Annotated in this window: 14 protein-coding genes; 10 read left to right on the top strand and 4 right to left on the bottom strand. The window is 70.1% G+C overall.

Annotated elements, in window-relative coordinates; translation table 11 throughout:
- The first annotated feature begins 9 nt into the window (after nucleotides 1–9).
- The 3 genes from deoC to OG798_RS33015 are packed head-to-tail and all read left to right on the top strand — an operon-like array spanning nucleotide 10 to nucleotide 3,309.
- Complete coding sequence (gene deoC, locus OG798_RS33025; RefSeq protein WP_097227479.1) at nucleotides 10–960, top strand: deoxyribose-phosphate aldolase; 951 nt, start codon at nucleotides 10–12, stop codon at nucleotides 958–960.
- A gap of 5 nt (nucleotides 961–965) precedes the next feature.
- Nucleotides 966–2,408 (top strand): aldehyde dehydrogenase family protein, encoded by a 1,443-nt coding sequence (locus OG798_RS33020; RefSeq protein WP_054233636.1) that lies wholly within the window; start codon nucleotides 966–968, stop codon nucleotides 2,406–2,408.
- Nucleotides 2,401–3,309 (top strand): aldehyde dehydrogenase family protein, encoded by a 909-nt coding sequence (locus OG798_RS33015; protein ID WP_121415198.1) that lies wholly within the window; start codon nucleotides 2,401–2,403, stop codon nucleotides 3,307–3,309. Before OG798_RS33020 ends, OG798_RS33015 begins: the two co-directional genes overlap by 8 nt.
- Before the next feature lie 54 nt (nucleotides 3,310–3,363).
- Here the strand turns inward: OG798_RS33015 and OG798_RS33010 are convergent, their stop codons facing one another.
- The gene (locus OG798_RS33010) at nucleotides 3,364–3,780 is read right to left on the bottom strand and encodes a hypothetical protein (protein WP_095852922.1); all 417 of its coding nucleotides are present in this window, start codon (nucleotides 3,778–3,780) and stop codon (nucleotides 3,364–3,366) included.
- Between the two features lie 222 nt (nucleotides 3,781–4,002).
- Here OG798_RS33010 and OG798_RS33005 point away from each other — a divergent pair, with 222 nt between their 5' ends.
- Nucleotides 4,003–4,629, top strand: coding sequence for a uridine kinase family protein (locus OG798_RS33005; RefSeq protein WP_095852923.1), 627 nt, complete (start codon nucleotides 4,003–4,005; stop codon nucleotides 4,627–4,629).
- 209 nt (nucleotides 4,630–4,838) lie between these two features.
- Here OG798_RS33005 and OG798_RS33000 read toward each other — a convergent pair whose 3' ends face one another.
- Nucleotides 4,839–5,591, bottom strand: a complete 753-nt coding sequence (locus tag OG798_RS33000; protein ID WP_075028321.1) for a SigE family RNA polymerase sigma factor — start codon at nucleotides 5,589–5,591, stop codon at nucleotides 4,839–4,841.
- Between the two features lie 309 nt (nucleotides 5,592–5,900).
- Between OG798_RS33000 and afsQ1 the strand changes: the two genes are divergently transcribed.
- The 5 genes from afsQ1 (at nucleotide 5,901) to OG798_RS32975 (ending at nucleotide 9,908) form a co-directional block, all read left to right on the top strand.
- Nucleotides 5,901–6,578, top strand: coding sequence for a two-component system response regulator AfsQ1 (afsQ1, locus tag OG798_RS32995; protein ID WP_095857824.1), 678 nt, complete (start codon nucleotides 5,901–5,903; stop codon nucleotides 6,576–6,578).
- Nucleotides 6,575–8,152 (top strand): sensor histidine kinase, encoded by a 1,578-nt coding sequence (locus OG798_RS32990; RefSeq protein WP_095852924.1) that lies wholly within the window; start codon nucleotides 6,575–6,577, stop codon nucleotides 8,150–8,152. The genes afsQ1 and OG798_RS32990 overlap by 4 nt, the downstream gene beginning before the upstream one ends.
- Nucleotides 8,149–8,796 (top strand): hypothetical protein, encoded by a 648-nt coding sequence (locus tag OG798_RS32985; protein ID WP_267062684.1) that lies wholly within the window; start codon nucleotides 8,149–8,151, stop codon nucleotides 8,794–8,796. Before OG798_RS32990 ends, OG798_RS32985 begins: the two co-directional genes overlap by 4 nt.
- Nucleotides 8,797–9,025: 229 nt before the next feature.
- Nucleotides 9,026–9,577, top strand: a complete 552-nt coding sequence (locus tag OG798_RS32980) for a VanZ family protein (protein WP_095852926.1) — start codon at nucleotides 9,026–9,028, stop codon at nucleotides 9,575–9,577.
- 130 nt (nucleotides 9,578–9,707) lie between these two features.
- Entirely contained in the window at nucleotides 9,708–9,908 is a 201-nt protein-coding gene (locus OG798_RS32975) for a PspC domain-containing protein (protein ID WP_054233643.1), read from the top strand.
- Between the two features lie 105 nt (nucleotides 9,909–10,013).
- On the opposite strand, the gene OG798_RS32970 is transcribed toward OG798_RS32975, so the two are convergent.
- Together OG798_RS32970 and OG798_RS32965 are read right to left on the bottom strand one after the other, a co-directional pair.
- Nucleotides 10,014–10,367 carry an ATP-binding protein gene (locus OG798_RS32970; protein ID WP_095852927.1) on the bottom strand — a complete coding sequence of 118 codons (354 nt, stop codon included), beginning with the start codon at nucleotides 10,365–10,367 and terminating at the stop codon, nucleotides 10,014–10,016.
- A 141-nt stretch (nucleotides 10,368–10,508) separates the two neighbouring features.
- Nucleotides 10,509–11,663 (bottom strand): adenosine deaminase, encoded by a 1,155-nt coding sequence (locus OG798_RS32965; RefSeq protein WP_095852928.1) that lies wholly within the window; start codon nucleotides 11,661–11,663, stop codon nucleotides 10,509–10,511.
- Nucleotides 11,664–11,775: 112 nt separating this feature from the next.
- Here OG798_RS32965 and OG798_RS32960 point away from each other — a divergent pair, with 112 nt between their 5' ends.
- Complete coding sequence (locus tag OG798_RS32960; protein WP_121415200.1) at nucleotides 11,776–12,537, top strand: alpha/beta hydrolase family protein; 762 nt, start codon at nucleotides 11,776–11,778, stop codon at nucleotides 12,535–12,537.
- Nucleotides 12,538–12,609 lie beyond the last annotated feature (72 nt).

Below are 12,609 nucleotides of genomic sequence, written 5' to 3'. Positions count from 1 at the left end.
CTCGTGACCATGCCCACCACTGCACCCGCACTCGGCGACGTAACCGCGTCGGACAGCACGCTGCGCCGCTTCCTCCACGGGCTCCCCGGCGTCGACACGGTCGGCCTGGAGGCGCGCGCCGCCTCGCTCGGAACCCGTTCCATCAAGACGACCGCGAAGGCCTACGCCATCGACCTCGCCATCTCGATGGTCGACCTGACGACGCTGGAAGGCGCGGACACCCCGGGCAAGGTCCGGGCGCTCGGCGCCAAGGCGGTCCACCCCGACCCCACGGACCGTACGACGCCCTCCACCGCGGCCGTCTGCGTGTACCCCGACATGGTGGCCACCGCCAAGGAAGCCGTCGCCGGCTCCGGCGTGAAGGTCGCCTCGGTCGCCACCGCCTTCCCGGCCGGCCGCGCGGCCCTCGACGTGAAGCTCGCCGACGTACGCGACGCTGTCGCCGCCGGCGCGGACGAGATCGACATGGTCATCGACCGCGGGGCGTTCCTCGCGGGCAAGTACATGAAGGTGTACGACGAGATCACCGCCGTGAAGGAGGCCTGCGGGACCAGCGCCCGCCTGAAGGTCATCTTCGAGACCGGCGAGCTCTCGACGTACGACAACATCCGCCGCGCGAGCTGGCTCGGCATGCTGGCCGGCGCGGACTTCATCAAGACCTCGACCGGCAAGGTCGCCGTCAACGCGACCCCGGCGAACACGCTCCTCATGCTGGAGGCGGTCCGCGACTTCCGCGCCCAGACCGGCGTCCAGGTCGGCGTGAAGCCCGCCGGCGGCATCCGCACCACCAAGGACGCCATCAAGTTCCTGGTCCTGGTGAACGAGACCGCGGGCGCGGACTGGCTGGACAACCACTGGTTCCGCTTCGGCGCGTCCTCGCTCCTGAACGACCTGCTGATGCAGCGTCAGAAGCTGGCCACCGGCCGCTACTCCGGCCCCGACTACGTGACGGTGGACTGATCACCATGGCATCCGCATCCGCTTTCGAGTACGCACCGGCGCCCGAGTCCCGCTCCGTCGTCGACATCGCGCCCTCCTACGGCCTGTTCATCGACGGCGAGTTCACCGAGGCCGCGGACGGCAAGGTCTTCAAGACCGTCTCCCCCTCCACCGAAGAGGTCCTGTCCGAGGTCGCCCAGGCGGGCGCGGAGGACGTGGACCGCGCCGTGAAGGCCGCCCGCAGGGCCTTCGAGAAGTGGTCGGCCCTGCCGGGCTCCGAGCGCGCCAAGTACCTCTTCCGCATCGCCCGGATCATCCAGGAGCGCTCCCGCGAGCTCGCCGTCCTGGAGACCCTCGACAACGGCAAGCCGATCAAGGAGACCCGCGACGCCGACCTCCCCCTGGTCGCCGCGCACTTCTTCTACTACGCGGGCTGGGCCGACAAGCTCGACCACGCGGGCTTCGGCGCGAACCCCCGCCCGCTGGGCGTCGCGGGCCAGGTCATCCCCTGGAACTTCCCCCTCCTGATGCTGGCGTGGAAGATCGCCCCCGCGCTCGCCACCGGCAACACCGTGGTCCTCAAGCCCGCCGAGACCACCCCCCTCTCCGCCCTGTTCTTCGCGGACATCTGCCGCCAGGCGGGCCTGCCCAAGGGCGTCGTCAACATCCTTCCGGGATACGGCGACGCGGGCGCCGCGCTCGTCGAGCACCCCGACGTGAACAAGGTGGCCTTCACCGGCTCCACCGCCGTCGGCAAGGCGATCGCCCGCCAGGTCGCGGGCACGGACAAGAAGGTGACCCTCGAACTCGGCGGCAAGGGCGCGAACATCGTCTTCGACGACGCCCCCATCGACCAGGCCGTCGAGGGCGTCGTCACCGGCATCTTCTTCAACCAGGGCCAGGTCTGCTGCGCGGGCTCCCGTCTCCTCGTCCAGGAGTCGATCCACGACGAGCTGCTGGACTCGCTCAAGCGCCGTCTGTCCACCCTCCGCCTCGGCGACCCCCTGGACAAGAACACGGACATCGGCGCGATCAACTCCGCCGAGCAGCTGTCCCGTATCACCTCGCTCGTCGAGCAGGGCGAGGCCGAGGGCGCCGAGCGCTGGTCCCCGGCCTGTGAACTCCCCTCCTCCGGCTACTGGTTCGCCCCGACGCTCTTCACGAACGTCACCCAGGCGCACACCATCGCGCGCGACGAGATCTTCGGCCCTGTCCTGTCCGTCCTCACCTTCCGGACCCCCGACGAGGCCGTCGCCAAGGCCAACAACTCCCAGTACGGCCTCTCCGCCGGCATCTGGACCGAGAAGGGCTCCCGGATCCTCGCCGTCGCGAGCAAGCTGCGCGCGGGCGTCATCTGGTCCAACACGTTCAACAAGTTCGACCCGACCTCGCCGTTCGGCGGTTACAAGGAGTCGGGCTTCGGCCGCGAGGGCGGTCGCCACGGCCTGGAGGCGTACCTCGATGTCTGAGAAGACCGACAAGACCGAGCAGCAGCGACTGAGCGTCTTCAAGACCTACAAGCTGTACGTGGGCGGGAAGTTCCCGCGTTCCGAGAGCGGCCGGGTGTACGAGGTGACGGACTCCAAGGGCAAGTGGCTGGCCAACGCGCCCCTCTCCTCCCGCAAGGACGCCCGTGACGCGGTGGTCGCCGCCCGCAAGGCGTTCGGCGGCTGGTCCGGTGCGACGGCGTACAACCGCGGTCAGATCCTCTACCGCGTCGCCGAGATGCTGGAGGGTCGCAAGGACCAGTTCGTCCGTGAGGTCGCGGACGCGGAGGGCCTGTCGAAGTCCAAGGCTGCCGCGGTCGTCGACGCGGCGATCGACCGCTGGGTCTGGTACGCGGGCTGGACCGACAAGATCGCCCAGGTGGTGGGCGGCGGCAACCCGGTCGCGGGTCCCTTCTTCAACCTGTCCACCCCGGAGCCGACGGGCGTCGTCACCGTCCTCGCGCCCCAGGAGTCGTCCTTCCTGGGCCTGGTCTCGGTGATCGCCCCGGTGATCGCGACCGGCAACACGGTGGTCGTGATCGCGAGCGAGAAGTCCCCACTCCCGGCGCTGTCGCTGGGCGAGGTGCTGGCCACGTCCGACCTGCCGGGCGGTGTCGTCAACGTCCTCTCCGGCAGGACGGCGGAGATCGCCGCTCCCCTCGCCGCGCACCAGGACGTCAACGCGATCGACCTCGCGGGCGCGGACGACGTACTGGCGAAGGAGCTGGAGATCGCCGCGGCCGACAACCTGAAGCGGGTCGTCCGTCCACAGGCTGTGGATTATTCACGGACGCCCGGCATCGAGCGCCTGACGGCCTTCCTGGAGACGAAGACGGTCTGGCACCCGACGGGCGCGCTCGGCGCCTCCGGCTCGTCCTACTGAGCGGTTCCCCGTGCCCCGTCCCGGGGCACGGGGAAGCTCACCCCTCCCGGCGACTCACACACCCCCCAGCAACCCCAACGCCTGTCCCGCCACCGGCACGCTCCCCACCGACTGCGCCTGCGCCAGCGGCCCCGTCAGGGCCCGCGAGGTCAGCGGCTTGAAGTCCGCGAGCTGGGTGCCCACCCCGTTGTCGAGCGGGTCGACCCCCGTGCCGGCGAGCGGGTTGGGCTTGAGGCCCGCGATCGGACCGGTGACATATCCCACCGAGCCGGTCAGGACCCCCAGGCCCGCCTGCGGGTCGAGGTGTCCCAGCGAGGTCGGCTGGGTGCGCGTCAGATCCACGGCGGGGGCCGCGTCCGCGACGGCCGGACTCGCGGCGGCGGCCGCACCGGCGGCGACCACCCCGAGCGCGACGGCGACGCGCGCGGTGGTGCGGGCCAGGGGGGTCTGTTGGTGTGCGTGTCGCGCCATCGGATGTCCTCTTCGGTGAGCGTGAGCGAATGCGGGCGGAGAGCAACGGGAATCGCACGCAGAGTAGTTGAACCAGATGCCGCCGCGGGCGGCGATGGCGGCGGATTCCCCTGTGCGGGTCAACAGACATACGGACGTAACCCCGATAATCCTTCGGGATAATGTTCCGGAGGCCCGCCGAAGCGCGGCGTGGCCCGGCCGAGTCACAGAAGGTACAGAGAATTGGGTTCCCATCCTCCGATACCCACCCGTGTGGTGCTGCTCTGCGGCCCCTCCGGCTCTGGAAAGTCCCTTCTCGCGGCCGACTCCGGACTCCCCGTGCTCCGCCTCGACGACTTCTACAAAGAGGGCACCGACCCGACGCTCCCCCAGGTCGAGGGCAGCTCCGACATCGACTGGGACCATCCGCAGTCGTGGGACGCGGACATCGCGGTCGCGGCGATCGAGGAGCTGTGCCGTACGGGACGTACGACCATTCCCGTCTACGACATCTCGCTGAGCGCCCGTACCGGCGCGGAGGCGCTGCACATCGAGCGGACGCCGCTGTTCATCGCGGAGGGCATCTTCGCCGCCGAGATCGTCGAGCGCTGCCGGGAGCTGGGGATCCTGGCCGACGCGCTGTGTCTGTCGCGCGGCCCGCTGACCACGTTCCGCCGCCGCTTCCTGCGGGATCTGCGGGAGGGCCGCAAGTCGGTGCCGTTCCTGCTGCGCCGCGGCTGGCGCCTGATGCGCTCCGAACGTTCCATCGTGGCCCGGCAGAGCGCGCTGGGCGCGCACCCCTGTGACAAGGCCGAGGCCCTGGGCCGACTGGCCGCGGCTGCCGCAGGACGCTGCACGGCACCGGCGTAGTCAGAGTCCCTGCGCGAGGACACGTGAGGAGGCCCCTCGCCGAAGGGGGCCACCACACGAAAAGAGGCCCAGGCGGACCCCCCGTCCGCCCGGACCTTTTCTCGTTTCCCCCGTGCTCCTCAGGGGTCCCCCGACCCCGTTGGTTTTCCCCCCGGTACTGCTCCCCCGTACCAACCGGTACTACCGGTTGCCCGCTCCCCCACAGACCTTCAGGCGACGAGCTCCCCGAAGGACTCCTCCTCGTCACGGCCGAAGCTGAGGACCTCGTCCTCACGCATCCGGCGCAGCGACCGCCAGATGCTCGACTTCACCGTGCCGACACTGATGTCGAGGATCTCCGCGATCTCCGGGTCCGTGCGGCCCTCGTAGTAACGAAGGACCAGCATGGTGCGCTGGAGTTCGGGCAGCCGGGCCAGCGCCTGCCACAGCACGGCGCGCAGCTCGGTGCCGCGCATCGCGTCCGTGTCACCGGCGGTCTCCGGCAGTTCCTCGGTCGGGTACTCGTTCAGCTTGCGGCGGCGCCACGCGCTGATGTGCAGATTGGTCATGGTGCGGCGGAGGTAGCCCCCGACCGCGGCCTTGTCACTGATCCGGTCCCAGGCCCGGTACGTCGAGAACAGCGCGCTCTGCAGCAGGTCCTCGGCCTCGAAGCGGTCCCCGGTCAGGTGGTAGGCGGTTGCGTACAGGGAGGCGCGGCGCTCCTGGACGTAGGCGGTGAACTCCGCCTCCGACACCGAGCGACGTTCCCCCGTGGCCTCCCTGTACGCGGCTCCCCCGTGAGCTCCCCCGTTACCGCCGTTCTCCCCCGTGAAGGCGTCAACCACCGTCATGTACGTGGTGTGCTGACGCCCGGTGCCGCGAGCGCACCCCCGCCCGCTCACGGCACCGGACTTCTCCGAACCCCTGACGTCGTGGAGCCGCGTGACAACTGCGCTAGTGCTGGTGCTGTGCAGCGTGTTCATCTCGCGCCCCCCGTCGTGGAGTTCCGGTTCTTCGGTTCTTTCCGTCGTGCTGTGTTGCCGTCTTGCCGTCGTGCTCTCTTGCTTGTGTCGAAAAGCTTGCCCGGGCCACTTCATGGCCGTGTCCGCCGACTGTCACAGACCTGTCACAGGGCCCCTCCCCAGGCGCGTCACGGCACGATCACAGCGCGGTCACAGAGGAGCGCGGTACGGCTACGCGGACGCCCTTCGGGCGCCTCCTTCTGTGCGGGAGATGAGTGGGAGCGCTCCAACTGTCGAAAGAGTCCCTCGCCATGGGCCAGAATGACGTTCGTGCCTTCCCTGTTGCTGATCGAGGACGACGACGCCATCCGGACGGCCCTGGAGCTCTCTTTGACGCGCCAGGGACACCGGGTGGCCACCGCTGCCACCGGCGAGGACGGTCTGAAGCTGTTGCGTGAGCAGCGGCCGGATCTGATCGTGCTGGACGTGATGCTGCCCGGCATCGACGGGTTCGAGGTGTGCCGGCGCATCCGGCGAACGGACCAGCTGCCGATCATTCTGCTGACCGCGCGCAGCGACGACATCGACGTCGTGGTCGGACTCGAGTCCGGTGCCGACGACTATGTCGTCAAGCCCGTGCAGGGGCGGGTGCTCGACGCCCGTATCAGGGCCGTGCTGCGGCGCGGGGAGCGCGAGGCCAACGACGCGGCGACGTTCGGTTCCCTCGTCATCGACCGTGCGGCCATGACGGTCACCAAGAACGGCGAGGATCTGCAGCTGACGCCCACCGAGCTGCGGCTGCTCCTGGAGCTGAGCCGCCGGCCCGGACAGGCGCTGTCCCGCCAGCAGTTGCTGCGCCTGGTGTGGGAGCACGACTACCTGGGCGACTCGCGGCTGGTGGACGCGTGTGTCCAGCGGCTGCGCGCGAAGATCGAGGACGTTCCGTCCTCGCCCACCCTGATCCGTACGGTTCGCGGAGTCGGCTACCGACTGGACACTCCTCAGTGACCCCACCGCACGACGAGCTCCGCGGCTGGGCCGCGGCGCGCCGGGCGATCCTGGCGGGGGTGCGCTTCACGAGTCTGAGACTGCGGCTGGTCGTGGTGTTCGGACTCGTCGCGCTCACGGCCGCCGTGTCGGCGTCGGGCATCGCGTACTGGCTCAACCGCGAGGCCGTGCTGACGCGTACGCAGGACGCGGTGCTGCGCGACTTCCAGCAGGAGATGCGCAACCACGCGAGCATGCTGCCGGTGCACCCGGCGCAGGACGAACTGCAGCGCACGGCGGGCCAGATGGCCAACAGCAGCCAGCGCTTCAGCGTGCTCCTCGTCGCCCAGGACGGCACCGGCAAGACGGTCATCGGCAACTCCGCGCTGGACACCTTCACGCTGGACGACGTACCCAAGTCCCTCCAGAAGGCCGTGAACAAGGAGCAGTCGCTCTCCTCGAACAACAAGTCGGCCTATCACCTGTACTGGCAGCGCATCACCGACCACGACAAGCCGTACCTGGTGGGCGGCGCGAAGGTGATCGGCGGGACGACGACCGGCTACATGCTCAAGTCCCTGGAGCCCGAGGCCAAGGACCTCAACTCGCTGGCCTGGTCGCTGGGCATCGCGACCGGCCTGGCCCTGATCGGCTCGGCGCTGCTCGCCCAGGCCGCCGCGACGACGGTCCTCAAGCCGGTGCACCGCCTCGGCATCGCGGCCCGCCGTCTGGGCGAGGGCAAGCTCGACACCCGGCTGCGCGTCTCGGGTACGGACGAACTCGCGGATCTCTCCCGTACGTTCAACCACACCGCGGAGTCCCTCGAGAAGCGCGTGGACGACATGAGCGCCCGCGAGGAGGCGTCCCGCCGCTTCGTGGCGGACATGTCCCACGAACTCCGTACGCCGCTCACCGCGATCACCGCCGTGACGGAGATCCTGGAAGAGGAACTCGACGCGGAGACCGGCAGTGTCGACCCGATGATCGAACCGGCCGTCCGGCTGGTCGTCAGCGAGACCCGCCGCCTCAACGACCTGGTCGAGAACCTCATGGAGGTCACCCGCTTCGACGCGGGCACCGCCCGGCTGGTCCTCGACGACGTGGACATCGCCGACCAGATCACCGCGTGCATAGACGCGCGTGCCTGGCTGGACGCCGTCGACCTGGACGCCGAGCGCGGCATCATGGCGCGCCTCGACCCGCGCCGCCTGGACGTGATCCTCGCGAACCTCATCGGCAACGCGCTGAAGCACGGCGGCAGTCCGGTCCGTGTCTCGGTCCGCGTAGAGGCCGACGACCTGCTCATCGAGGTCCAGGACCACGGGCCCGGCATCCCCGAGGATGTCCTCCCGCACGTCTTCGACCGCTTCTACAAGGCGAGCGCCTCCCGCCCGCGCTCCGAGGGGAGCGGTCTGGGTCTCTCCATCGCCCTGGAGAACGCGCACATCCACGGCGGCGAGATCACCGCGGCCAACGCGCCCAAGGGGGGCGCCGTCTTCACGCTCCGCCTCCCCCAGGACGCCTCGGAGCTGCTCGCCGACGACGAGCGCGAGCGCGGACGGAACGGGAACGGTACGGAGGGCAGCGCCGGATGACGACCTTGGTACGAGGCCGAGACGGGCGCCGACGGACGCCTCTCGCTTCTCTCTCCCTCCTCTCCCTCCCTCTCCTCACCGTCCTGCTCGCGGGCTGCGGTATCCGCTCCACCCAGGTCCCGACGGACTTCGGCCCGGCGCCGTCCCGGGTCCCGTGCGCGCTGTCCGGCCAGGACATCACCACCCAGTCCTCCCGTGGCATCCCGGTCCAGGTCTTCCTGATCTGCTCCGGGCAACTGGTGACGGTCGACCGGTCCGTGCGGATTCCCGACGGTACGGCGGAGGGGGCGCGGCGGGTTCTGGTGGCGCAGGGGCTCCTCGACGAGCTCGCCGAGACGCCCTCCACGCCCGAGCAGCAGGCCGGCTACACGACCGATGTGCGGGGCGGGATGACGGTGAGCGGGCCTCGGCCCAAGGACCCCGAGGCCGCGCTCCGTCTCAGCACCCCTCCCCAGGACCTGACTTCGGCCGCCCTCGCCCAGATCATCTGCACCTTCTCCGACTCCGCCGCCGCGCAGGACGACGGTTCGGTCATCCTCGGCGGGCCCGACGCCACCCCGTTGCGCAGCTACGAGTGCCCCACCGACGTCCGCGCCAACCCCACCACCAAGTCCCCGCCGTCCACGAAGGTCGCCGGCGCGTAGTCAGGGGCGCGGGGATCCGGGGCGAAGCCCCGGGCTCAGGGGCGCGGGGAACTGCGCGGCCCGCCCCCACCGGCCCGCGGCCGAACCCCTACGCGCGGCGCCGAACCCCAACGCGCGGCGCCGAACCGTTCCCGCTCCGCCCCGTACGTGTGGCGCATCCCTCACCCCTCAGTCCCAAGCTCACCGACAACCCGGAACCGATCCTGCCGACCCCCGCGTCTTGGGAGGCGTGCAACGTCAAGGCGAAGGCGGCGGCAGCGCCGTGACCCGCGTCCGTGCGGCAGGAGCTCTCCTCCTCGTCGCACATCTCGCGCTCGTCGCCTGGATCACCCTGCGTCCCTTGGACGTCCCCTGGGTGAGCCCCGCCAACCTCCGCCCGTTCGCCGGCATCAGAGCCGATCTCGCGCTGGGCCCGACGGAAGCCGCCCGCCGGATGGGCGAGGGTCTCGGCCTGCTCGCCCCGCTCGGAGTCCTGCTCCCCATGGCCGGCGGCAAGCTGACGGCGTCCCCGCTCGGCTCCCTCGTCCGCACGGTCGCCGCGGGCGCCCTGATCTCGCTGGGCATCGAACTGCTGCAGACCGGCGTTCCCGGCCAGGTCGTGGACGTCGACTCCCTGCTGCTCAACACGGTCGGCGTCGCCCTGGCCCATCTCGCGATCGTGCCGGCCGCCAGGGTCAGGCTCCGCCGCCGGGCCGAGACCCGGCGCCGCGCGGCCCTCCCCCGGGAGGACACGGCTCAGGGTCGGACCCCGACGATTCCCAGGGTCGGCATCGCCCCATAGAGCGACGCTTCGCCCCCTTCGTCACCGTAGCGTTGAAGACATCGAAGCCGGAGACATCGAAGAAGACGCCGAAGAAGACGTCGATGTCCCAACACCCCGGCATCCCGCCACGGTTCACGAAGGAGCCATCATGACCGCCCTTGCCCGCCCCACCAACGGCCGCATGATCGGCGGAGTGTGCGCAGCGCTGGCGCGGCGCTTCGGCACCTCCGCGACCACGATGCGCGTGATCTTCGTTCTCTCCTGCCTGCTCCCGGGCCCGCAGTTCCTGCTCTACATAGCGCTGTGGATCCTGTTCCCCTCCGAGGACAAGGCCCGCACGGCCTGGTGACCCCCGGCCTCCACCCACGGCATGACACGCCGGTGGGGCGCACCCCCAACAGGGTGCGCCCCACCGGCGTTCGTACAGGCGAAAGACCGAAACAAGCGGAAGGCGTCAGCCGAGCGGCAGCCCGTTCACCGGCAGACCGTGCGTCGGCAGGCCCTGCAGCGGCAGCCCCCCGAGCAGCCCGGCCACCGGCGCCGCCGGCCCGTCGGCAAGGACCTTCGCGACGGCGGGCTGGGCCGCGGCCACCCCCGCGCCGAGCGCGCCCTGCCCCTGAGTGAGCGCTTCTCCCGCACCCGGGAGCGCCGCCGCGGCGTTCTGCGCGGGCAGCGTCTGGGTAACGGTGTCCAGCGCCTGGGAGGCATCCGGCACGGCCGGGGCGGCGTTCGCGGCGCCCGCGCCGACGGCGGCGAATGCGGCACCGAGAGCGGCGACGCCGAGGGTCTTGGCAGCAGACTGCTTCATATTGAATGCGTCCTTGGATCCGTGTGACGGGGATGTGAGCGGTCCAAAAACGTAAACACGCCGAGCCACCCTCCGCAAACATCAGAAAGCAGCCGAGTCATGGAGAACAAGTGAAGACCCGGCTGCTTTTCGCTCCTCCGATCAGCCCTGTTCCCCCACGGAACCGCTGGTGGAGGCGGTCTGCTGGAACAGCCATTCGGACTTGAGTTCTGCATATCCAGGCTTGATCACGTCATTGATCATGGCCAGTCGTTCATCGAAAGGAATGAATGCTGACTTCATAGCATTGACAGAGAACCACTGCATATCATCGAGCGAATAACCGAACGCCTCGACCAGGTGCTCGAATTCGCGCGACATGCTCGTCCCCGACATGAGCCGGTTGTCCGTGTTCACGGTCGCCCGGAAGTGCAGGCGCCGCAGCAGACCGATCGGGTGCTCCGCGTAGGAGTCGGCGGCGCCGGTCTGGAGGTTGGAGCTGGGGCACAGTTCCAACGGGACGCGCTTGTCACGGACGTACGAGGCCAGCCGTCCGAGCTTCACCGAGCCGTCCGCCGCGACCTGGATGTCGTCGATGATCCGCACACCGTGGCCGAGCCGGTCCGCACCGCACCACTGGAGCGCCTGCCAGATGGAGGGGAGCCCGAAGGCCTCGCCCGCGTGGATGGTGAAGTGGTTGTTCTCGCGCTTGAGGTACTCGAAGGCGTCGAGGTGACGGGTGGGCGGGAAGCCCGCCTCGGCGCCCGCGATGTCGAAGCCCACCACACCCAGGTCGCGGTAGCGGTTGGCCAGTTCGGCGATCTCCAGGGCACGGGCCGCGTGCCGCATGGCGGTGAGCAGGGCGCCGACCCGGATGCGGTGACCGTTCTCCCGGGCACGCCGTTCGCCCTCCCGGAAGCCCTCGTTGACGGCCTCGACGACCTCTTCGAGGGTGAGCCCGGTCTCCAGGTGCTGCTCGGGCGCGTAGCGCACCTCGGCGTAGACGACCCCGTCCTCGGCGAGATCCTCGGCGCACTCGGCGGCGACCCGGACCAGCGCCTCGCGCGTCTGCATGACGGCGCAGGTATGGGCGAAGGTCTCCAGGTACCGCTCCAGGGACCCGGAGTCGGCGGCCTCGCGGAACCAGACGCCGAGTTTGTCGGGGTCGGTCTCGGGGAGCCCGGAATAGCCGGTCTCCTGGGCGAGTTCCACGATCGTCCCGGGGCGCAGGCCCCCGTCGAGGTGATCGTGCAGCAGGACCTTGGGCGCCCGGCGGATCTGTTCCGAGCTCGGGGTGTTCCGGATCTGGCTCGTCATTTTCGCACTGTAGCCCCTACGCGCGTAGATCTCCTGTCGTGCCGTCCGTCGATACGTAACGGTGACCAGGCGGACGGGTGGCGTACACGGTCACTTCTGACACTGTTCTGTCATGGCACAGCAAGCGACGCCGGTTCGCAGGGCCCGGCTGGGGAGGACGATCGGCCCGGAGCCGACGGCCGTCAGCGGAGTGGTTCTGCTGCTCCCGGGCGGCGACGAGGTCTCCGCGCGCAGACCGTCCCCGATGTTGGCGACCGCCTCCGTACGCGCGCTCGGCCGCCGGCTCATGCGCGCGGGACACGCGGAAGGCCTGGCCGCCCATGTCGTGCACTACCGCTTCCGCGGCTGGAACGGCAGCGAGGCGCATCTCGCGAACGACGCGTCCTGGGCCGCCGACGAGGTCGTACGCCGCTACGGAGACGTGCCGGTGTGCCTCGCCGGTGTGGGCATGGGAGGCCGGGCGGCGCTGCGCGCGGCCGGGCACACCGCCGTCAACTCCGTTCTGGCGCTCGCCCCCTGGCTCCCCGAGGACGACGTGGCGGCGCCACCCGAACCGGTGAAGCAGCTCGCCGGGCGGCGCGTGCTGATCGTGCACGGCACCAACGACGAGCGCACCGACCCGGAGTTGTCCTTCCGGCTCGCGGCGCGGGCGAAGAAGTCCAACCGGGACATCTGCCGGTTCGAGGTCCACTCCGACGGGCACGGGTTGCACCAGTACCGGTCCGAAGTGCATGCGCTGGCGGAGGACTTCGTGATGGGGGCGTTGTTCGGGCGCGGGTTGGCGCGGCCGTTGGAGGATGCGTTGGCTGCTCCGCCGCCGTTGGGGTTGCGGATGCCGCTTGCCTCCGGCTTCGGGAAGGCGTTGCGTCGTTAGGTTGGGTTTTGTCTGCGGCACGGTGGGGGCTTGTCGCGCAGTTCCCCGCGCCCCTAAGACAGCGGCACTGCT

The sequence above is a fragment of the Streptomyces sp. NBC_00271 genome, assembly GCF_036178845.1.
Lineage (GTDB): Bacteria > Actinomycetota > Actinomycetes > Streptomycetales > Streptomycetaceae > Streptomyces.
Note: the sequence above shows the minus strand (reverse complement) of the source record. Positions and strands in the feature narration are given on the sequence as shown.